Below are 20,088 nucleotides of genomic sequence, written 5' to 3' on the forward strand. Positions count from 1 at the left end.
CGGTGCCGGGCGGGGCTCAGCCCGAGGTGAGGCGTGCGGGCTGGACGCCGGTCAGGAGGGTCTCCAGGGCGCGGTCGATGTCGGAGCCGAGGTACCAGTCGCCGGTGTGGTCGATGGAGTAGACGCGGCCTTCGCTGTCGATGGCGAGGACGGCCTGTCCGTCTCCTTCGTCGCCGAGGGCGGCGACCTCGGTCTCGAGTGCGCGTCCGAGGTCGCCGAGTGTGCGTGCCAGGTGGAGTCCGCTGAGCGGATCGATGCGCACGGTGGCGGTGGCGATCTGGCGGCCGGGTGCGGTCGCGGTGAGGCGGAGGCCGCCGAATTCGGCCCAGGCTTCGACGGCTGCCGGGAAGACGGCGTGCTGGTGTCCGGCGGGGGAGGTGTGGGAGCGGAGGGCGTCGGCCCATTCCTCGGCTTGGCGGATGTCCCAGCGGCCGGGTCGCCATCCGGCGTCGCGGAGTGCGGCGTCGACGGCGACGGGGAAGCGGGTGGTGGAGGTGCGGCTCTGCTGGCCGGGTACGTCGGTCCGGTCGTGCATGGTGGTGGGTTCAGCCCTTCTCGGCGGTGGTCGCCGCACTCGCGGTGAGGTCGACGGGGCGTACGCCGAAGTGGGCGAGCATCACCGTGCAGGAGCGGCAGGGGGGTGCGTAGCTGCCGTGGAGGGGGTCGCCGTCCTCGCGGATGCGGCGGGCGGTGAGGCGTGCGTGTTTGAGCGCGCGGCGGGCTTCGCCGTTGGTGAGGGGTTTGCGCTGGGCGCGTTTGGAGCGGCTGTCGTCGGCGGCGGTGAGCTGGCGTGACAGGAGTATGGCTTCGGGGCAGCGTCCGGTGAAGCGTTCGCGCTGGTTGCTGGTGAGGGTGTCGAGGAAGTCCTGCACGAGTGGGTGGAGGACGGGTGGCTGGTCGCCCTTGCCCGCGGTGCAGGTGAGTGTCTCTCCGCGTACGGACAGGGCTGCGGCCACCGCGGGCAGGATGCCGTCGCGGCGGTGCTGGAGGTGGGGTGCTCGGTCGGGCTCGGTGGTGCTCCAACTGAGACGCGGGTCTCCGGATGTGACTGTTTGTGCTGAGTGCATGGTGCTGGTGTCCCTCCCTGCAATCCCCCGAGTTGCGGGGACAGCCTGTCAAATATGCAGGGTGGTGGGGAAGCTGGGTGGGTGAAACGTGTCTTCGTGTCGCGTGGCGGGGGTCGTGTGGTGGCGTGTCCGTCACGCGCCGGTGACGTTGGGTGAGGGGGGTGCGGGGGCGGGGGGCCGTGTTGCGCCACCGCATAGGCTGTGCGCAACACCAGACGCAGCAGGGGGCAACCGCCATGACGACAGGTCGGCTCGGGCAGCAATCCGCGCCACCGAACGCGGCCTATGCCGGGCAGGTCGTGCATTTCCCGGATCCTGTCCGGGCGTCCCGCCACCCCAGGGGTGTGCGCGTGGACGGGAACGGCTATCCGGTGCTTTCGCCGTATGCGCGTGCGGCCGCGGAGATCGCGGAGCCTCCTCCGGGCTTCGGTATCGACGAGCTGCGGCTGACGGACTACGTGTCGGCGAACGCGGCGCTGGCGGCGAGCGGGCATGAGCTGTGGGACACGATTCCCGCGGTGGCGACCCCGCACGGCTGGACGTGGCATCACGTGGCGGGTGGCCGGCGGATGGAGCTGGTGCCCGTCGAGGTGAAGGCGCTGTTGCGTCATCACGGTGGGCTGGCGACGACCGCGGTGGACCAGAACCGTCGGGGTACGCGACCGCTGCAGGAGACCAGGCCCGCCCATTTCCGGCTGCCGAAGGCGTCGGTGGCGGTGGGTGAGCAGCAGATCCTTCAGGTCGAGGAGGATCTGGGGTACCGGCTTCCGGGTGCGTACCGGTCGTTCCTGAAGGCGGCCGGTGGGTCGGCTCCGGTGGGTGCGGCGCTTGACGCGGAGCTGGGTCTGCTGGTGGACCAGCCGTTCTTCACGGTGCGTGAGGAAGCGGCTGTGAACGATCTGGTGTACGTGAACAAGTGTCTGCGGGACCACTTCACAAAGGATTTCCTGGGTGTGGGTTTCGTCCAGGGCGGCATCGTGGCGGTGAAGGTGCGCGGCGAGGGCCTGGGGTCGGTGTGGTTCTGCGCCTACGACGACGCGCGGGATCAGGACGGCTGGGGTGTGCAGGAGCGGGTGGACCGGCTGCTGCTGCCGTGCGGTGAGGACTTCGATGCGTTCCTCCAGCGGCTCGCGGGCAATCCGCCGGAGCTGGAGACGGTGGCGAACCTGATGGTGGACGGTGGCTTCGCGCGGGCCGTCCCGGTGGAGGGGTGAGCGCGGTGGTGACGTTCGCGCAGGCGCAGGAGCGGGCGGATGAGTGGGTCAACGGTGACGTGCCCGCGTATCAGCACCGTGAGGTCCGGGTCCGTGAGTTCGAGCTGGGTTTCGTGGTGTGGGCCGAGGACCGTGCGGAGGGCCCTGTTTCGGACGGGGGCCGTCAGCGGTTGGTGATCGCCCGGGACAGTGGTGAGGCCACGTTGTGGCCCGGGCTGCCGGTGGGCGAGGTGATACGGCGGTACGAGGAGGACTACGGGGCGTCGGGGGAGGCGGAGCCGGTTGCCGAGGCGCCGCAGCGTATCGATCTGAATCAGACGTCGTTCCTGTTGACTCCGCCGGAGTGGTTGCAGGAGGCGGCGGACAAGCTGGGGATTCCGGACCGGCGTGCGGACGGCGATGCCGGGGAGTCCGCTGCTCCGGGGCCTGTTCCGGATTCGGCTCCGGCCGTTCCGGATCCTGCTCCGTCCGTTCCCGCGCCGGCGCGGGACGGTTCGGGTGCGTTGTGGCCGGCTGCCGGTGAGCAGGCGGATCACGAGCCGACGGCGAACGACGGGGTGCCGGCCGGGGCCACGCCCTGGGCGGGTACGGACACGAACGGGGGACCGGACGAGGGCGCTGTGCCGCTGCCCGCGACGGTGTTCGCGCCGCCGTTGTCCGGATCGGACGACGACGAGGTCCCGCCGCCGGTGGTGCCTGCGGAGGCGCCCACGGCGCTGATGTCGGGGGGCAGTCAGTTGCCTCCCACGGCGGTCGTTCCGGGGCTGGATCCGCAGGCGCCGCCTCCGGGGTCCTCTGTTCCGGGCCCTGCGGTTCCTGCCTCACCTGCTCCGGGTGTTCCCGGCGCTCCGGGTGCGGGGGCGAGGGACATCGCGGACGCCGCGACGAGCAAGGCCACGGTGACGCCGCGTGGGGCCCGGGGTGCGGGGCCGACGGCTCCGCCGCCGCCCGGTGCGCCCGGTGTTCCCGGGGTGCGTCCGGGGGCGACTCCGCCTCCGGGTGCGCCTGCGGGCGGGTACGTACCGACGCAGCTCGTCTCGCAGCTCGGCCCTCCGGGTGCTCAGCCCTCCGGTGCGACGCCGCCTCCGGGTGTGCCGCAGCCGCCCGCTCCTCCGGGGCCGCCCGGTGGGACGCCGCCGCCGGGTGGCGGGGTGCACCATGCCGCGACGATGTTCGCCGACGCGAGCATCGGCGGGCCGAACGCGCCGCGTCCTCCGGGGCCGCCCGGTCCGCCTGCTCCTCCCGGTCCTCCGGGTGCTCCGGGTGCTCCGGGTGCGGGTGTGGCGCCGCCGCCTCCTGGGTCCACGCCTCCTCCGGGACCTCCGGGGCCCCCGGGTCCTCCGGGCCCTCCCGGTCCTCCGGGCGGTGGGGTCCACCATGCTGCGACGATGCTGGCGGGTCCGGGTCAGGCCGGTCCCGGGGCGCCGCAGCCTCCCGGTCCTCCGGGGGCTCCCGGTGCGCCGGGGCAGGGTCCGCACACGCCGCCGCCTCCGGGCGGGTACGGCTATCCGCAGCAGCCGACGGGTCAGCCGACGGTCGGTCCGGGGTATCAGGCCGTGCTCCGTTTCCGCGCGGCGGACGGCAGCGAGCAGCAGCTGATCCGGCGTTCGGCGCCGGGCACTCCGCATCCGGAGTGGCAGATGCTGCACGAGCTGCGTGCGATGGGTGTGCCGCCGCAGCAGGTCATCGAGCTGCACACGGAGCTGGAGTCGTGTGAGCTGCCCGGTGGTTACTGTGCGCGGATGATCAGGGAGACCTGGCCGCAGGTCCGGATCACGAGTGTGGCGCCGTACGGGACGGATCACGCGAGCCGGCAGCAGGGGATGCAGCATCTGCTGACGCACCAGGGTGAGTTGCACCAGGTGGCGGACGGTCCGGCGCGGCCTGCTCCGGTGCGGGCTCCGTTGCCGCAGATGCCGCCGGCGGGTGCGGTCCCTCCGGAGGCGCTGGCGGAGGAGCTGCACGGGGCGTTCGGTCCCGGTGTGCTGCGCTTCGATCAGCGTGCGGTGTCCCGTCAGGGTGTGCCGGAGGTGGTGGCGCGGACGCTGATGTGGGCGGGGCTGCCCGCCGATTTCGGGCCGTTCTTCTGGGCGCAGCCGGGGCATCCGGTGGTGCCGACGCTGGCGGAGCTGGCGGTGCAGCGTCAGGTGCAGCCGGCGTCCGACGCGGGTTCGTACCTGGTGATGGGTTCGGACTTCGGCCGGGCGATCTGTGTGCAGTACGGGACGGCGAACATCGTGGCCGTTCCGGTGGAGGCGGGGCCGGGTGGTCAGCCGGTGCCGCCGCAGTTCGTGAACACGGGGCTGCCGGAGTTCGTGCGGTCGATGGCGTTGCTGGGCCGGATGTGGCGGTTGCGGTTCGGGCTGAATCCGGAGCAGGCGGGCCGGTGGACGGTCGATTTCCAGGCGCAGCTGGTGGCGATCGATCCGGCGGCGCTGGCGTCGCCGGAGGGCTGGTGGTCGGTGTTGCTGGAGCAGATGTGGGACGGGCTGCTGTGACGCGGTCCGGCCGGGTCTGATCCGTCGTGCGTGTGTGGAAGGCGTTCGTCCCCTGGCGGGGGTGGGCGCCTTCTTCGTGTCGGGTGCTGTGATGCGGGTCGCTTCCGTCCTGAATACCGCTGATCGATTCCGACTTCCGGGCCAATTACCGCATCCTTGACGTATTGCTTCTTGGTCGGGGAGTCGGCGAGCGGGAAAGAGGGCTTCAGGGATGAGTGGTGGACCGGTGTCCGCGTACGGGTTCGTGGGTGTGCGGGGGCGTGGTTACCGTCCTGAGCAGGTGGACCGGGTGGTGGCCTCGCTGTCGGCGGAGCGGGACGGGGCCCTGGAGCGGATCGAGCGGCTGACCGCCTTGGCGGAGGAGCTGGCCGCGGAGTCGGCGCGGCTGGGTGAGGTGGTGGCCTCGCTCGCGCCGCAGACGTATCAGTCGCTGGGGGAGCGGGCGCGGCAGATCCTGGCGTTGGCGGAGGAGGAGGCGGACGCGGCGCGGGGTGCGGCGCTGGAGGACGCGCAGGAGTGGGGTGACGCGGCGGACGCGGCGGGCCGGGAGGTCCGTGAGGCGGCGCGTCTGGAGGCGGGGGCCGTCCGGGACGCGGCGGAGGCCCGTGCGGAGGAGGCGCTGGCGGCGGCGCGGGACGCCGGGGTGGCGTCGGTGGAGGAGGCGCGCCGTGAGGCCGGTGAGGTGCGCGGGGTCGCGGAGGCGGAGATGGCGGAGACGCGTCGCCGTACGACCGGTGTGCTGGCGCATCAGGATCAGGAGCACGCCGAGCGGGGCAAGGCGGCGGATGCGGAGATCGCCGGGGCGGATGCCGCGATGGCGGAGCGTGAGAAGGAACTGGCGGAGCGCGGGGAGGCGTTGCTCGCGCGGGCGCGGCGGGAGCTCGCGGAGGCGGAGGAGGCGGCCCGGCACGGCCAGGAGGACGCGGAGGCGCGGGCGGCCGAGCTGGTGTCGGGGGCCAGGGCGGCGGAGGAGCGTGTGGTGCGGGAGACGGAGCGGGTGCTGCGGGAGCACGAGGAGGGCCGCGAGGAGGTGCAGGCGCACATGGCGCATGTACGCAGCTCGCTGGCGGCGCTGACGGGCCGGGTGGCCGCGGGGCCGGCGGAGTAGCGCGGGGCGGGTCAGCCGTCGGCGGCCCGCTCGGTCCGTGCGTCCTGGCCCGGGGCGAGTGAGAAGACCTGGTCGAGCCCGGTGACGCGGAGTACGCGCAGGACGGGGCCGGGTGCGGCGAGCAGGGTGATGTCCGCGTCGTGGGCGAGGGCGTGGTTGCGGGCGACGATGAAGGCGGTGATGCCGCTGGAGTCGCAGAAGCCGAGGTGCGCGAGGTCGAGCACGAGTCGCTGGCCCGGTTCGAGGGGCAGGCCCGTCACGAGTTCGCGGAGTTCGGGGGCGGTGCTGTAGTCGAGTTCTCCGGCGATGCGGAGCAGCGGTCCGGTCCCGGTGTTGTGGACGGTCGTCGTCAGTGGGCTCATGTCAGGTGTCGCTCGCAGGGGTGGGGTCGGTCATGGGTACGCCGAGGGCGAGGAGGGCGGTGTCGTCGTCCAGGCCGTCGCCGAAGCTGTTGAGCAGGCCGGTCATCGCTGTGACGACCTGGCGGGGTGCGGTGTCGGTGAGGGTTGTCGCGAAGTCGAGCAGTGCTTCGTCCCCGAACAGTTCGCGTTTCTCGCCGGTCCGGGCCTCCGTGAGCCCGTCCGTGTAGAGCAGCAGGGTGTCTCCCGCTCCCAGGACGGTTCGTGCGGAGGTGAAGGGGGCCGAGGGCATGATGCCGACGAGGAGTCCGCCGGGGGTGGGGAGGTACTCCGTGGGGCCGTCCTGGCGCAGGACGAGTGCCGGGGGGTGGCCGCCGGAGGCGAGTTCGACCGTGACGGTGTCGCCCTCGGGTTCGAGGACGCCGAAGACGGCGGTGCAGTAGCGGGGGTCGCCCGTGGCGTACCGCTCGTGCAGGACGGTGTTGAGCGTGGTGAGCGCTGCCACGGGGTCCGGGTTGTGGAGGGCCGCGGCCCGCAGGGTGTAGCGGGTCAGGGAGGTCACGGCGGCGGCCTGGGGGCCTTTGCCGCACACGTCGCCGAGGAAGAAGGCCCAGCGCCGGTCGTCCAGGGGGAAGAGGTCGTAGAAGTCTCCGCCGAGACGGTCCGGTGAGGCGGTGTGGTAGTGCGAGGCGGCTTCCATGCCCGGTACCTGGGGGAGTTGCGCGGGCAGAAGGCTGCTCTGCAGCACCGCGAGTGCTTCCTGGAGCCGTTGGCGGTCCTCCTCCGCTCGTCGGCGGGCTTCCTCGGCGACCTGGCGTTCGCGGAGCAGTTCCTGTTCGTAGGCCCGCCGGTCACTGGCGTCGAACACCGTCGTGCGGATCAGGAGGGGCCGGCCGTCGTGGTCGGTCTTCGTCACGGAGCTGATGAGGACGGGGAGCCGGCCGCCGTCGGCCTGTCGGATGTCCAGGGCGATGCCGTTGACGCCGCCCTGCATGCGCAGGAGGGGCGCGAAGTGGGTGTCGTGGTAGATCCTGCCGCCGACGGTCAGGAGGTCGGTGAAGCGCAGGCGGCCCACGACGTCGTCGCGGGTGAGGCCGAGCCAGTTCAGCAGGGTGGTGTTGATCTTCGCGACCGTGCCGTCCATGAGGGTGGACAGGTAGCCGCAGGGGGCGGACTCGTAGAGCTCCTCCGCGCTGTCCTCCAGGAGGGCGGTGAAGGCGGCGTCGGTGTGGGCGGTCCGCCGGCCCTCCGGCAGGTCCGGGCCGGGTCCGGTGCGGCAGGTCACGAACGGCTTCCCAGGAAGTCGGTGATGGCGGCCACGGTCGCCTCGGGGGCGCTGAGCTGGGGGCAGTGGCCGGTCGCGTCCAGGGTGACGAGGCGGCTGTCCGGGATCGCGGCGTGGACGTACGCGCCCACTTCCCTGGGGGCGATGACGTCCTGCGAGCACTCCAGGACCAGTGTGGGGAGCTTCACCGTGGTGAGGTGGTCGCGGCTGTCGGACAGGAAGGTGGTCCTGGCGAAGACGCGAGCGATGGCCGGGTCGGTGGCGCAGAAGCTGTTGGTCAGTTCCTCGCCGAGTTCCGGGCGGTCCGGGTTGCCCATGATGACGGGTGCCATGGTGGCCGACCAGCCGAGGTAGTTGGATTCGAGGGACTCCAGGAGTTCGTCGATGTCCTCGGCGCTGAATCCGCCCCGGTAGCCGGGGGTGTCGATGTAGTGGGGGGACGGGCCGACCATGATCAGCGAGTGGAACCGGTCGGGTGCTGCGGCTGCCGCGAGGACGCCGATCATGGCGCTGACCGAGTGCCCGACGAACCGGACGTCGCGGAGGTCCAGTGCTTCGCAGATCTCCACGACGTCGCGGGCGTAGCCGTCGAGCGTGGAGTAGCGGGACTCGCTCCAGGCGGCGAGGTCGGACTTCCCCGACCCCACGTAGTCGAACCGGACGACGCGGTGGTCCCCGGCCAGTGCCGGTGCCACCAGGCGCCACATGTTCTGGTCGCAGCCGAATCCGTGCGCCAGGAGGAGTACCGGTGCGTCGTGGGGGCCCGTCACCGTGACGTTGTTCCTGCTGACTATGTCCATGGAGGCATCCTCGCACTCCGGGAGCGCTCCTCGGCTCGCCGCGCACCCCGGCGAGGATCGAGGAGGCGACGGCTCGCTGTGGCGGCGCGTACGTCACCCGGAGATGCCGACGAGGAGAGGTTCCCGGGTGGGGTCCCCCGGAGGTGGGCCGGTCGCTAGTCCTGGGGCGCCGGGGGAGCGCTCTCGTGCTCCTTCAGGACCGGGAAGCGGCGTGGGGCGAGGAGGACGAGCACCAGCAGGGCGAGTGCGGCGGCGGCCGCGGCGCCGGTGAACACGTGGTCGACGGCCGTGTCGACGGCTCTGCGCAGGTAGTCCGTCGCGGCGGCGGAGAGCTCCGAGGGGTTCTCCAGGGCGTGCGAGACCGCGTCCAGGTCGCCGGGGAGTCCGGAGACGGGGGCGTCGGCCAGCCGGGAGGCGAGTACGCCGTTGGCGACGGCGCCGAAGAGTGCGGCGCCCAGGCTCTGGCCGACCTGGCGGCAGAAGAGGACGGACGCGGTGGTCGTCCCCCGCTCGGTCCAGCCGACGGTCGACTGGACCCCGACGATCAGCGGCAGTTGGAAGAGGCCCAGCGTCGCACCGAGCAGCAGCATCAGCAGGGCGGGCTGCCAGGCGGCACCGGGGTAGGGCAGCAGCGGGAAGCAGAGCAGGACCAGCAGGGCCCCGGACATGCCGATGACGGCGGTGCGGCGGAAGCCGATGCGGTTGTAGACCCGGTCGGAGAGGGCGGCGGAGACCGGCCAGCTCAGGGTCATCACGGACAGGACGAACCCGGCGGCGATCGGGCCGAGGCCGAGGACGGACTGGGCGTAGGTCGGCAGGAACACGGTCGGCGCGACCATGAGCAGCCCCATCGCGCCGAGGGCGAGGTTGACCGAGGCGATGGTGCGGCGCCGCCAGACCCAGCCGGGGATGACCGGGTCGGCGGCGCGGCGCTCGATGAGGACGGTGAGGGCGCCCAGCGCGGCGGTCGCCCCCAGCAGCCCGAGCGAGGGGGCGGAGAGCCAGGGCCAGGCGACTCCGCCCTGGACGAGCGCGGTCAGCAGGAGCGCGCCGGTCGCGAAGACCGCGAGGGCGCCCGCCCAGTCGACGCGGGGGCGGGTCACGGGGCGCGGCCGGGCGGGTTCGTGGAGGTGGCGGGCCACCAGCCAGAGGGCCACGGCGCCGACCGGCAGGTTGATCAGGAAGATCCAGCGCCAGTCGGCGTACGCGGCGAGGAGCCCGCCCACCGCGGGGCCGGCGACGGCCGAGGTCGCCCACACGGTGGACAGCTTCGCCTGGATCTTGGGCCGTTCCCTGAGCGGGTACAGGTCGGCCGCGATGGTCTGCACCGTTCCCTGGAGGGCGCCGCCGCCCAGTCCCTGGACGACGCGGAAGGCGATGAGCGCCGCCATGTTCCAGGCGGCGGCACAGAGCAGGGAGCCGGCCAGGAAGAGGATGATCCCGGCGATCAGGACGGGTTTGCGGCCGAAGGTGTCGGAGAGTTTCCCGTACACCGGCAGGGTGACGGTCACGGCGAGCAGGTAGCCGGAGAACAGCCAGGAGAAGACGGAGAATCCGCCGAGGTCGCCGACGATCTGCGGGACGGCCGTCGCGACGATGGTGCCGTCGATGGCGGCGAGGCCCATGCCGAGCATGAGCGCCGCGGCGACCGGGCGGCGGCCGCGGGCCGTGTCAGGTGCCCCGTCCGGTGCGGCCGCGCCGTGCACCGCTTCCGGGCTGTCCGTGTCGCCGATGCCGTCCGTGCCGCCCACCGGGGTCCCTTCCCTATGCATCTATTTCCTGGGGGTCACTGTCTCACCGCCCGTGGCCTCGCGGGAGTCGTCGGCCGAAGTGTGAGACCCCTACCCGGGGCCCGTCCCGGGGGCCCGAACCCCTAGGGGGAGCTACGTAGTCGGGTCCAGGGGCCGTTCCTCCCGCCGGAGGACGAGAGGCGGGGGCCCCGCTCCTTACGGTGTTCCTACATCGCGGAGGTGGCCGGCCACAGGGAACGGGGTGGGGGTAGCCCCCCTCGAAGAGGGGCCCGGGCACCAGCGCGCCGGAACCCCCTTCCACCAGAGACTCGGAACGTACACAGAGACGTCCGCGCATCGACCGACATAGGAGAAAAACCGTGACAACGGCTGTAACCATTCCCAGGCACGGGGACACTGGAGGGCGTACGGCCGTCGCGGCGAGGGCGCGGCAGGTCGTCAAGGCGTACGGTGCCGGGGAGACCCGGGTCGTGGCGCTCGACCACGTCGACGTCGACATCGCCCGCGGACAGTTCACGGCGATCATGGGTCCGTCGGGGTCCGGCAAGTCGACCCTGATGCACTGCCTGGCTGGCCTGGACACGGTGACCTCGGGGCAGATCCACCTGGCCGACACCGAGATCACGGGCCTGAAGGACAAGAAGCTGACGCAGCTGCGACGGGACCGGGTCGGTTTCATCTTCCAGGCGTTCAACCTCCTCCCCACGCTCAACGCCATCGAGAACATCACGCTGCCGATGGACATCGCCGGCCGTAAGCCCGACGCCGACTGGCTCCGTCAGGTCGTGGAGACCGTCGGCCTCGCCGACCGGCTGGGGCACCGCCCCACGCAGCTCTCCGGCGGCCAGCAGCAGCGCGTCGCCGTGGCCAGGGCGCTCGCCGCCCGTCCCGAGATCATCTTCGGTGACGAGCCCACCGGGAACCTGGACTCGCGGGCCGGTGCCGAGGTGCTGTCCTTCCTGCGCACGTCGGTCGACGAGCTGGGCCAGACCATCGTCATGGTCACCCACGACCCGGTGGCCGCCTCCTACGCGGACCGCGTCATCTACCTCGCGGACGGCTCCCTCGTCGACGAGATGCAGAACCCGACGGCCGAGCAGGTCCTGGACCGCATGAAGGACTTCGACGCGCGCGGGCGGACGTCATGACCGTGTGGAAGACCTCGAGACGCAACTTCCTCGCGCACAAGGGGCGGATGGCGCTCTCCGCCGTCGCCGTCCTGCTGTCGGTGGCGTTCGTGTGCGGCACGCTCGTCTTCACCGACACGATGAACACCACCTTCGACAAGCTCTTCGCGGCGACGTCCGCCGATGTGACGGTCAGCCCGAAGGCGGCGGCCGACGCCGACGACTTCCCGGAGAACGGCAAGCCCGAGGCGCTCCCCGCGTCCGTCGTGGCCGAGGTCGCCGGCGTGGACGGGGTCAGGAAGGCCGAGGGCGCGGTCGTCAGCATGGCCGTCACGCTCGTCGACAGCCACGACAAGAACCTCGGGTCCGACACCGGTGCGCCGACGATCGCGGGCAACTGGACCGACAACGACCTGCGGTCCATGGAGATCACCTCCGGCCACGCCCCGCGCGGCCCGACCGAGGCGATGATCGACGCCGACACCGCCGAGAAGCACCACCTGAAGCTCGGCGACGAGGTGCGCACCATCTCCGTCACCGGTGACATCAGGGCGAGGATCTCCGGGATCGCCGCGTTCACCGTCACCAACCCCGGTGCGGCCGTCGTCTACCTCGACACCGCCACCGCACAGCGGAAGCTGCTGGGCGCCTCCGACGTCTTCTCGCACATCTCGGTCACCGCCGGACCCGGCGTGAGCGACGCCGAGTTGAAGAAGAGCGTCGCCGCTGCCCTGGGCGACCCGGCGGCGTACAAGCTGCAGACCCAGAAGGAGGCGGCGGCTTCCAACAAGGACTCCATGGGCTCGTTCCTGGACGTCATGAAGTACGCGATGCTCGGCTTCGCCGGGATCGCCTTCCTCGTCGGCATCTTCCTGATCGTCAACACGTTCTCGATGCTGGTCGCCCAGCGCACCCGTGAGATCGGCCTGATGCGGGCCATCGGCTCCAGCCGCAAGCAGGTCAACCGGTCCGTGCTCGTCGAGGCGGTCCTGCTGGGCGTCGTCGGATCGGTCCTGGGCGTGGCCGCGGGCATCGGCCTCGCCGTGGGGCTGATGAAGCTCATGGGCGCCATCGGCATGGAACTGTCCACCCGGGACCTCACGATCGCCTGGACGACCCCGGCGATCGGGCTGGCGCTCGGCATCGTCGTCACCGTCCTCGCCGCGTACGTCCCGGCCCGACGGGCCGGCAAGGTCTCCCCGATGGCCGCCCTGCGCGACGCCGGCACCCCGGCGGACACCAGGTCCGGCTGGATCCGGGCGGTGCTCGGCCTGGTCCTCACCGGTGCAGGTGCCGCCGCCCTGTGGGCGACGACCCGGGCCGACGAGGCGAGCGAGGGCTCGCTCTACCTGGGCCTCGGCGTGGTCCTCACCCTGATCGGGTTCATCGTGATCGGCCCGCTGCTCGCCGGCGGCGTCGTCCGGGTCCTCGGCCTCGTCGTCCTGCGGCTGTTCGGCCCGGTGGGACGCCTGGCGGAGCGCAACGCGCTGCGCAACCCGCGCCGTACGGGAGCGACCGGCGCCGCCCTGATGATCGGCCTCGCCCTGGTCGCCTGCCTCTCCGTCGTCGGCTCGTCCATGGTCGCCTCGGCCACCGACGAGCTGGACAAGTCGGTCGGCACGGACTTCATCGTCCAGTCGAACACCGGCCAGCTGATCGTCCCGCAGGCCGCCGAGGCCATCAAGAAGGTCCCGGGCATCGAGCACGTCACCGACTACAAGGTGCTCGCCGCGAAGCTCACCAACCCCGACGGCTCGACCGTCGACGAGCACGTCACCGCCGCCGACCCGACCTACCCGCAGGACCTGCGGCGCACGACCGTGGCCGGTGACCTGGCGAAGGCCTACGGCGAGAACGCCATGTCGGTCGGCTCGGACTACGCCGCCCTGCACAAGATCGAGGCGGGGGACGAGATCACCGTCGCGTTCAAGGCCGGCGGGACGGCGAAGCTGAAGGTCGCCGCGATCACCTCGGACGACACGACCGTCGACCAGGGCGCGATGTACATCAACACCACGACCGCCGAGCGCTACGTCCCCGCCGACAGGATGCCCACGAACATGATCATGTTCGCCACGGCGCAGGACGGCAAGGAGAAGGAGGCGTACGCCGCCCTCAAGAGCGAGCTCGCCGCGTACCCGCAGTACAAGGTGCAGAACCAGGCCGACTTCAAGGAGGACCTGAAGGACCAGGTCGGCCAGCTGCTGAACATCGTGTACGGCCTGCTCGCCCTGGCGATCGTCGTGGCGGTGCTCGGTGTGGTGAACACCCTGGCCCTGTCGGTCGTCGAGCGGACCCGCGAGATCGGCCTGATGCGCGCGATCGGTCTCTCCCGCCGCCAGCTGCGCCGGATGATCAGGCTGGAGTCCGTGGTGATCGCCCTGTTCGGCGCGCTGCTCGGACTCGGCCTGGGCATGGGCTGGGGCACCTCGGCCCAGAAGCTGCTGGCCCTGGAGGGGCTCGGCGTCCTGGAGATCCCGTGGCCGACGATCATCACGGTCTTCGTCGCCTCGGCCTTCGTCGGACTGTTCGCCGCGCTGGTCCCGGCCTTCCGTGCCGGCCGCATGAACGTCCTGAACGCGATCGCCACGGACGGGTGACGGCGCCGGACTCAGGTTGACGGATCCGGCCCCGGGCGCTCCTCCGAGCGCCCGGGGCCGGACCGCGTCCGGCCGTCGGTGCGGGCGTGCGTGACCGGCACGTCGCGTACGGGGGGATCCATGTGGCGCGGGTGACGCCCGTCAGTCCTTCGGGCCGGAGACGGACCGACCGCCGGGCCGGGGCCGGCCCGCCGCCGCTGCGTCCGTACGGACAACGGCGTTCCCTCGCGCGAGTGACACACCGGCGTCGTACGCTGGACACCCCGGCCCGTCCCACGTGTCGGGTCCTTCGCGTTGCTCACTCGCCCCACCGGACGGAACCCTTCATGAGCCTGCACGGTCTGCTGGACGTCGTCGTCACCGACCCGGCGCTCTCCGAAGCGGTGAAGGCCGCATCCGACGGCCACCGGGCCCACGTCGACCTGGTCGGTCCGCCCGCCGCACGCCCCTTCGCCGTGGCCGCGCTGGCCCGCGAGGCCGCACGCACCGTGCTGGCCGTCACCGCCACCGGCCGCGAGGCCGAGGACCTGGCCGCGGCGCTGCGGACCCTGCTGCCCCCCGACACCGTGGCGGAGTTCCCCTCCTGGGAGACCCTGCCCCACGAGCGGCTCTCGCCCCGCTCCGACACCGTCGGCCGCCGTCTCGCCGTGCTGCGCAGGCTCGCGCACCCCCGGCCGGACGACCCGGAGACCGGCCCGGTCAAGGTCGTCGTCGCACCGGTGCGTTCCGTGCTCCAGCCGCAGGTCAAGGGCCTCGGCGACCTGGAGCCCGTGGCGCTGAGCAGTGGGCAGACCGCGGATCTGGGCGAGGTCGTGGACGCGCTCGCGGCAGCGGCGTACGCCCGTGTCGAGCTGGTCGAGAAGCGCGGGGAGTTCGCCGTGCGCGGCGGGATCCTGGACGTCTTCCCGCCGACCGAGGAGCACCCCCTCCGGGTCGAGTTCTGGGGCGACGACGTCGAGGAGATCCGCTACTTCAAGATCGCCGACCAGCGGTCCCTGGAGGTCGCCGCTCACGGACTGTGGGCCCCGCCCTGCCGTGAGCTGCTGCTCACCGAGGACGTGCGCACCCGGGCGGCGGCCCTCGCCGAGGCGCACCCGGAGCTGGGCGAGCTGCTGGGGAAGATCGCCGAGGGCATCGCCGTCGAGGGCATGGAGTCGCTGGCCCCGGTGCTGGTCGACGAGATGGAGCTGCTGCTGGACGTCCTGCCGAAGGGCTCGATGGCGCTGGTCTGCGACCCGGAGCGGGTGCGGACGAGGGCGGCGGACCTCGTGGCGACCAGCCAGGAGTTCCTCCAGGCGTCCTGGGCGGCCACCGCGGGCGGGGGAGAGGCCCCGATCGACGTGGGCGCGGCGTCCCTGTGGGGCATCGCCGACGTCCGTGAGAGGGCCCGTGAGCTGGGCATGATGTGGTGGTCCACCTCTCCGTTCGCCGCCGACGAGGAGCTGGACGGGGACACCCTGAAGCTCGGGATGCACGCCCCGGAGGCGTATCGGGGCGACACGGCCCGGGCGCTCGCCGACACCAAGGGGTGGCTGGCCGAGGGCTGGCGCACGGTGTACGTCACGGAGGGGCAGGGCCCGGCCTCCCGTACGGTCGAGGTGCTGGGCGGCGAGGGCATCGCGGCCAGGCTCGACCCGGACCTGGCCGATCTCGCGCCCTCGCTCGTCCACGTCTCGTGCGGGGCGATCGACCACGGCTTCGTCGATCCGGCGCTGAAGCTGGCCGTGCTGACCGAGACGGACCTGACCGGGCAGCGGACCGCCAGCAAGGACCTGGGACGGATGCCGGCGCGGCGCCGTAAGTCCATCGACCCGCTGACCCTGCAGGCGGGCGACTTCATCGTCCACGAGCAGCACGGGGTCGGCCGGTACATCGAGATGGTCCAGCGCACCGTGCAGGGCGCGACCCGCGAGTACCTCCTCGTCGAGTACGCCCCCGCCAAGCGCGGCCAGCCCGGCGACCGGCTCTACATCCCCACGGACCAGCTGGAGCAGGTCACCAAGTACGTCGGCGGCGAGGCCCCGACCCTGCACCGGCTCGGCGGCGCCGACTGGACGAAGACGAAGCAGCGGGCCAAGAAGGCGGTCAAGGAGATCGCCGCCGACCTGATCAAGCTGTACTCGGCGCGCATGGCGGCGCCCGGCCACGCCTTCGGGCCGGACACCCCGTGGCAGCGTGAGCTGGAGGACGCCTTCCCGTACGCCGAGACGCCCGACCAGCTGTCCACGATCGCCGAGGTCAAGGAGGACATGGAGAAGTCCGTCCCGATGGACCGGCTGATCTGCGGTGACGTCGGGTACGGCAAGACGGAGATCGCGGTGCGCGCGGCCTTCAAGGCGGTCCAGGACGGCAAGCAGGTCGCGGTGCTCGTGCCGACGACGCTCCTGGTCCAGCAGCACTTCGGCACGTTCACCGAGCGGTACGCGCAGTTCCCGGTCAACGTGCGGGCACTGAGCCGGTTCCAGTCCGACACCGAGTCGAAGGCGACGCTGGAGGGGCTGAAGGACGGGTCCGTGGACCTGGTCATCGGCACGCACCGGCTGTTCTCGTCGGAGACGAAGTTCAAGGACCTGGGTCTGGTCATCGTCGACGAGGAGCAGCGCTTCGGTGTCGAGCACAAGGAGCAGCTGAAGAAGCTCCGGGCCAACGTGGACGTACTCACGATGTCGGCGACCCCCATCCCCCGTACGCTCGAAATGGCCGTCACGGGCATCCGCGAGATGTCGACGATCACGACGCCCCCGGAGGAGCGGCACCCCGTCCTCACGTTCGTCGGGCCGTACGAGGAGAAGCAGATCGGCGCGGCCGTGCGCCGTGAACTCCTGCGTGAGGGACAGGTCTTCTACATCCACAACCGGGTCGAGTCCATCGACCGGGCCGCGGCCAGGCTGCGCGAGATCGTGCCCGAGGCGCGGATCGCGACGGCGCACGGGCAGATGGGCGAGAGCCAGCTGGAGCAGGTCGTCGTCGACTTCTGGGAGAAGAGGTTCGACGTGCTGGTCTCGACGACGATCGTCGAGTCCGGTATCGACATCTCGAACGCCAACACGCTGATCGTGGAGCGCGGCGACAACTTCGGGCTCTCGCAGCTGCACCAGCTGCGTGGCCGTGTCGGCCGCGGCCGGGACCGGGGCTACTCCTACTTCCTGTACCCGCCGGAGAAGCCGCTGACGGAGACCGCGCACGAGCGTCTGGCGACGATCGCCCAGCACACCGAGATGGGCGCGGGCATGTACGTGGCGATGAAGGACCTGGAGATCCGCGGCGCGGGGAACCTGCTCGGCGGTGAACAGTCCGGCCACATCGCGGGGGTCGGCTTCGACCTGTACATCCGGATGGTCGGCGAGGCGGTGGCGGACTACCGGGCCGCCGTGGACGGCGGGGTGGAGGAGGAGCCGCCGCTGGAGGTCAAGATCGAGCTGCCGGTCGACGCGCACGTCCCGCACGACTACGCCCCGGGCGAGCGGCTGCGCCTCCAGGCGTACCGTGCCATCGCCTCCGCGAACTCGGAGGACGACATCCGGGCGGTGCGCGAGGAGCTCACCGACCGCTACGGCAAGCTGCCGGAGCCGGTGGAGAACCTCCTGCTGGTGGCGGGCCTGCGGATGCTGGCCCGGGCCTGCGGGGTGGGCGAGATCGTGCTGCAGGGGCCGAACATCCGCTTCGCGCCGGTGGAGCTGCGCGAGTCGCAGGAGCTGCGGCTGAAGCGGCTGCACCCCAAGACGATCTTCAAGCCGGCCACGCGTCAGATCCTGGTACCGCGCCCGACCGCGGGGCGGATCGGCGGGAAGCCGGTGGTGGGGCGCGAACTCCTCTCGTGGACCGGGGAGTTCCTTACGACGATCCTGGGGTCGTAGGAGGGCGGAAGAGGAATCCGGCGACGGACCGGAACAGTTCCGCGGGGTCCTTCCCGTCGACCGGTCCGTCGAGGTTGCCCGTCAGCAGCAGGGTGGCGAAGCCGTGGGCGAGTGACCAGGCGGCGATGCCCGCGAGCCGGGCGTCCTCGCCCCGGGCCGCGTCGGTCAGGTCGTCGACACCGGCGCGGAGCTCGTCCGTGGCGCGTGCCTTCGCCGTGAGCAGTGCCGTGTCGTCGGTCCGGTGGAGCTCGGGGCGGAACATCACCTGGAAGTGGGCCGGGTGCCGGGCGGCGAACCGTACGTAGGCCACGCCTCGTTCCTGGAGGTCGGGGGCCTCGGCCAGGGCGTCCGCGAAGAGCGCGTACCCCTCGGCGGCGACGGCGGTGAGCAGGCCGGTGCGGTCCTTGAAGTGGTGGGCCGGTGCGGCGTGCGAGACGCCCGCGCGGCGTGCGAGGTCGCGCAAGGAGAGGGCGTCGGGGCCTTCCTGGGCGATGGCGTCGAGGGCGGCGGTGAGCAGGGCCCGTCGCAGGTCACCGTGGTGGTAGGCGCGTTCGGTGGTCATGGGACGTACGGTACGCGGAATCTAGTCATTGACAAGTTCGCGGGACGGGCGCACCCTGAACATCTAGTCACTGACAAGATTGACCGGGGAGCGGGAGGTCGGGAGATGTCCGACGAGTCGGGTCGGGTGCGTCGGATGTGGCACCTGTGCGAGCCCTTGCACGCCGTCGTCTACTACGCGCCTGAGGCCTTCGAGGAGGCGGCGGCGCTGGGATACGCCACCGACGAGCGATGGCCGAGCTACTTCGCCTGGCGTGCCGCGCCGCTCGGGGCGGTGGACGCGGACCGGGTGACCGGGACGTTCCACAGCTTCAGCCCCCGCATGGTCGGCGCGTACGTGCCGGCCGTCTGGTCCGTCGCCTTCCCGGACGCCGTGCTCGCGGCCCGGGCGAGAGCGGTCGACCGGGCGTACCGGGCGCTGTTCGGGGACCGGGTGGACGGCCCCGAGCTCGCCGAGGCGGCTGAGCTCGCCCGGCGGGCGGCGTCGGCGGCGGACGTGACCGGACGCCCCCTCGCCGCGGCCGCCGCCGCGCTGCCCTGGCCCGACGAGCCGCACGTGGCGCTCTGGCACGCGGCGACGATCCTGCGGGAGCACCGGGGGGACGGCCATGTGACGGCGCTGATCGAGGCGGGCCTCGATCCGGTGGAGTCCCTGGTCTCCTTCGCCGCCGTCGGCGCCGCCCGCCCGGAGGTCTTCGCGAGCCGGGGATGGAGCGAGGCGGAGTGGTCGGCGGGCGGCGGCCGTCTGATGGAGCGCGGGCTTCAGGAGGAGGACGGGACGGCGACGGACGCCGGACACCTGCTGCGTGCCGACGTGGAACGGCGTACGGACGAACTGGCCGCCGGCCCGTGGGCCGCGCTGGACGCGGCGGAGCGTGAGCGGTTGTCGGAGCTGCTCGGGCCCCTGTGGGTGGACGTGATCGGCTCGGGACTGCTGCCGTCCGAGAACACGCTGGGCATCGGGAAGGTGTGAACCGGGAGCGTGGGGAGGGCCGGGACGCCGAGGCCTGCCGGAGCCGTGGCGGGCGTGGGTGCCTGCCCCGTGCCGCGGATCCGGCCTGACGCCTAGTCTGGTTCGCTGTGAAGCCTTCTGACGCAGCGCGCCCCCGAAACCGTTTCCTCGCCCTGGCGACCGTGGCCCTGACGGGTTCTCTGGCCCTGACCGGATGCGACTCCCTCGACGAACTGCCCGACCCCACGCGTTCCGAGGCGGCGCCGGCGCCCGGCGGCAGCGCGCTGCAGGCGGCCGAAGGCCTCACCGTCAAGGGCCGGGCCCCGAAGACCGGGTACGACCGGGACGCGTTCGGGTCGGCCTGGATCGACACCGACCGCAACGGCTGCGGTACCCGCGACGACATCCTCGCCGAGCAGCTGGACGACGTGTCCCGGGACGCCGACGGCTGCAAGGTGCTCAGCGGTGTGCTGGATCCCGACCCGTACACCGGGACCCGCATCTCGTTCGAGCGCGGACGCAGCAAGGTGGACATAGACCATCTCGTCGCCCTCTCCGACGCCTGGCAGAAGGGCGCCCAGAAGTGGAGCGACGGCAAACGGCGGGCGTTCGCGAACGACCCGCTGAACCTGGTGGCCGCCGACTCGTCCACCAACCGCCGCAAGGGGGACGGTGACACCGCGACCTGGCTGCCTCCGAACAAGGACTACCGCTGCGCGTACGTCGCGGGGCAGGTCTCGGTGAAGAAGAAGTACGGGCTGTGGGTCACGCAGGCGGAACTGGACGCCATGAAGGACGTGCTGGCCGGCTGCCCTCAGCAGAAGCTCGTCGCGGGCGGCAACCCGACGGAGGCGCCGGCACGTTGAGCCGCGGTGCCCCGGGAGGTGCCGCGGCGGGCGCCGCGACCTT

General features: G+C 72.0%; 15 protein-coding genes. 8 read left to right on the forward strand and 7 right to left on the reverse strand.

Going from position 1 to position 20,088, the window contains the following annotated elements; genetic code table 11:
• Positions 1 to 16: 16 nt before the first annotated feature.
• A complete protein-coding gene (locus tag IA22_RS0118285) occupies positions 17 to 535 on the reverse strand; it encodes an SUKH-3 domain-containing protein (protein WP_030124182.1) in 519 nt (172 codons plus the stop codon).
• 10 nt (positions 536 to 545) lie between these two features.
• Complete coding sequence (locus IA22_RS0118290) at positions 546 to 1,067, reverse strand: YwqJ-related putative deaminase (protein WP_014155814.1); 522 nt, start codon at positions 1,065 to 1,067, stop codon at positions 546 to 548.
• A 236-nt stretch (positions 1,068 to 1,303) separates the two neighbouring features.
• Here IA22_RS0118290 and IA22_RS0118295 point away from each other — a divergent pair, with 236 nt between their 5' ends.
• The 3 genes from IA22_RS0118295 (at position 1,304) to IA22_RS0118305 (ending at position 5,887) form a co-directional block, all read left to right on the forward strand.
• Positions 1,304 to 2,281, forward strand: coding sequence for an SMI1/KNR4 family protein (locus IA22_RS0118295; RefSeq protein WP_078605504.1), 978 nt, complete (start codon positions 1,304 to 1,306; stop codon positions 2,279 to 2,281).
• A gap of 5 nt (positions 2,282 to 2,286) precedes the next feature.
• On the forward strand, positions 2,287 to 4,779 hold the full coding sequence (locus tag IA22_RS0118300; RefSeq protein WP_030124184.1) for an SUKH-4 family immunity protein: 2,493 nt from the start codon (positions 2,287 to 2,289) through the stop codon (positions 4,777 to 4,779).
• Between the two features lie 211 nt (positions 4,780 to 4,990).
• The gene (locus IA22_RS0118305; protein ID WP_030124185.1) at positions 4,991 to 5,887 is read left to right on the forward strand and encodes a coiled-coil domain-containing protein; all 897 of its coding nucleotides are present in this window, start codon (positions 4,991 to 4,993) and stop codon (positions 5,885 to 5,887) included.
• Positions 5,888 to 5,898: 11 nt separating this feature from the next.
• Here IA22_RS0118305 and IA22_RS0118310 read toward each other — a convergent pair whose 3' ends face one another.
• From IA22_RS0118310 to IA22_RS0118325, 4 genes are all read right to left on the reverse strand, one after another.
• Positions 5,899 to 6,249: an STAS domain-containing protein gene (locus IA22_RS0118310; RefSeq protein WP_014155818.1), complete on the reverse strand. Its 351-nt coding sequence runs from the start codon at positions 6,247 to 6,249 to the stop codon at positions 5,899 to 5,901.
• Between the two features lies 1 nt (position 6,250).
• Positions 6,251 to 7,531, reverse strand: a complete 1,281-nt coding sequence (locus IA22_RS0118315) for a PP2C family protein-serine/threonine phosphatase (protein ID WP_014155819.1) — start codon at positions 7,529 to 7,531, stop codon at positions 6,251 to 6,253.
• Positions 7,528 to 8,331, reverse strand: coding sequence for an alpha/beta fold hydrolase (locus IA22_RS0118320; protein WP_030124187.1), 804 nt, complete (start codon positions 8,329 to 8,331; stop codon positions 7,528 to 7,530). The genes IA22_RS0118315 and IA22_RS0118320 overlap by 4 nt, the downstream gene beginning before the upstream one ends.
• A gap of 155 nt (positions 8,332 to 8,486) precedes the next feature.
• The gene (locus IA22_RS0118325) at positions 8,487 to 10,103 is read right to left on the reverse strand and encodes an MFS transporter (protein WP_030124188.1); all 1,617 of its coding nucleotides are present in this window, start codon (positions 10,101 to 10,103) and stop codon (positions 8,487 to 8,489) included.
• Positions 10,104 to 10,441: 338 nt separating this feature from the next.
• Here IA22_RS0118325 and IA22_RS0118330 point away from each other — a divergent pair, with 338 nt between their 5' ends.
• The 3 genes from IA22_RS0118330 (at position 10,442) to mfd (ending at position 17,666) form a co-directional block, all read left to right on the forward strand.
• On the forward strand, positions 10,442 to 11,230 hold the full coding sequence (locus tag IA22_RS0118330; protein ID WP_014155822.1) for an ABC transporter ATP-binding protein: 789 nt from the start codon (positions 10,442 to 10,444) through the stop codon (positions 11,228 to 11,230).
• Positions 11,227 to 13,809, forward strand: a complete 2,583-nt coding sequence (locus IA22_RS0118335) for an ABC transporter permease (protein ID WP_030124189.1) — start codon at positions 11,227 to 11,229, stop codon at positions 13,807 to 13,809. The genes IA22_RS0118330 and IA22_RS0118335 overlap by 4 nt, the downstream gene beginning before the upstream one ends.
• A gap of 326 nt (positions 13,810 to 14,135) precedes the next feature.
• Positions 14,136 to 17,666 (forward strand): transcription-repair coupling factor, encoded by a 3,531-nt coding sequence (mfd, locus tag IA22_RS0118340; protein WP_030124190.1) that lies wholly within the window; start codon positions 14,136 to 14,138, stop codon positions 17,664 to 17,666.
• Here mfd and IA22_RS0118345 read toward each other — a convergent pair.
• Positions 17,644 to 18,228 carry a TetR/AcrR family transcriptional regulator gene (locus IA22_RS0118345; protein ID WP_015577491.1) on the reverse strand — a complete coding sequence of 195 codons (585 nt, stop codon included), beginning with the start codon at positions 18,226 to 18,228 and terminating at the stop codon, positions 17,644 to 17,646. The two genes, mfd and IA22_RS0118345, sit on opposite strands and share 23 nt — an antisense overlap.
• Positions 18,229 to 18,333: 105 nt before the next feature.
• Between IA22_RS0118345 and IA22_RS0118350 the strand changes: the two genes are divergently transcribed.
• Together IA22_RS0118350 and IA22_RS0118355 are read left to right on the forward strand one after the other, a co-directional pair.
• Positions 18,334 to 19,200 carry an SCO6745 family protein gene (locus IA22_RS0118350; protein ID WP_030124191.1) on the forward strand — a complete coding sequence of 289 codons (867 nt, stop codon included), beginning with the start codon at positions 18,334 to 18,336 and terminating at the stop codon, positions 19,198 to 19,200.
• Between the two features lie 107 nt (positions 19,201 to 19,307).
• Complete coding sequence (locus IA22_RS0118355; protein WP_051694813.1) at positions 19,308 to 20,045, forward strand: HNH endonuclease family protein; 738 nt, start codon at positions 19,308 to 19,310, stop codon at positions 20,043 to 20,045.
• The last annotated feature ends 43 nt before the right edge of the window (positions 20,046 to 20,088 follow it).

The organism is Kitasatospora papulosa (assembly GCF_000717245.1).
GTDB lineage: Bacteria > Actinomycetota > Actinomycetes > Streptomycetales > Streptomycetaceae > Streptomyces > Streptomyces papulosus.

Coding starts and splice junctions, on each gene's coding strand:
- IA22_RS0118285 (WP_030124182.1), bottom strand. CDS start 535: ATGCACGACCGGACCGACGTACCCGGCCAGCAGAGCCGCACCTCCACC.
- IA22_RS0118290 (WP_014155814.1), bottom strand. CDS start 1,067: ATGCACTCAGCACAAACAGTCACATCCGGAGACCCGCGTCTCAGTTGG.
- IA22_RS0118295 (WP_078605504.1), top strand. CDS start 1,304: ATGACGACAGGTCGGCTCGGGCAGCAATCCGCGCCACCGAACGCGGCC.
- IA22_RS0118305 (WP_030124185.1), top strand. CDS start 4,991: ATGAGTGGTGGACCGGTGTCCGCGTACGGGTTCGTGGGTGTGCGGGGG.
- IA22_RS0118310 (WP_014155818.1), bottom strand. CDS start 6,249: ATGAGCCCACTGACGACGACCGTCCACAACACCGGGACCGGACCGCTG.
- IA22_RS0118320 (WP_030124187.1), bottom strand. CDS start 8,331: ATGGACATAGTCAGCAGGAACAACGTCACGGTGACGGGCCCCCACGAC.
- IA22_RS0118325 (WP_030124188.1), bottom strand. CDS start 10,103: ATGCATAGGGAAGGGACCCCGGTGGGCGGCACGGACGGCATCGGCGAC.
- IA22_RS0118335 (WP_030124189.1), top strand. CDS start 11,227: ATGACCGTGTGGAAGACCTCGAGACGCAACTTCCTCGCGCACAAGGGG.
- mfd (WP_030124190.1), top strand. CDS start 14,136: ATGAGCCTGCACGGTCTGCTGGACGTCGTCGTCACCGACCCGGCGCTC.
- IA22_RS0118345 (WP_015577491.1), bottom strand. CDS start 18,228: ATGACCACCGAACGCGCCTACCACCACGGTGACCTGCGACGGGCCCTG.
- IA22_RS0118350 (WP_030124191.1), top strand. CDS start 18,334: ATGTCCGACGAGTCGGGTCGGGTGCGTCGGATGTGGCACCTGTGCGAG.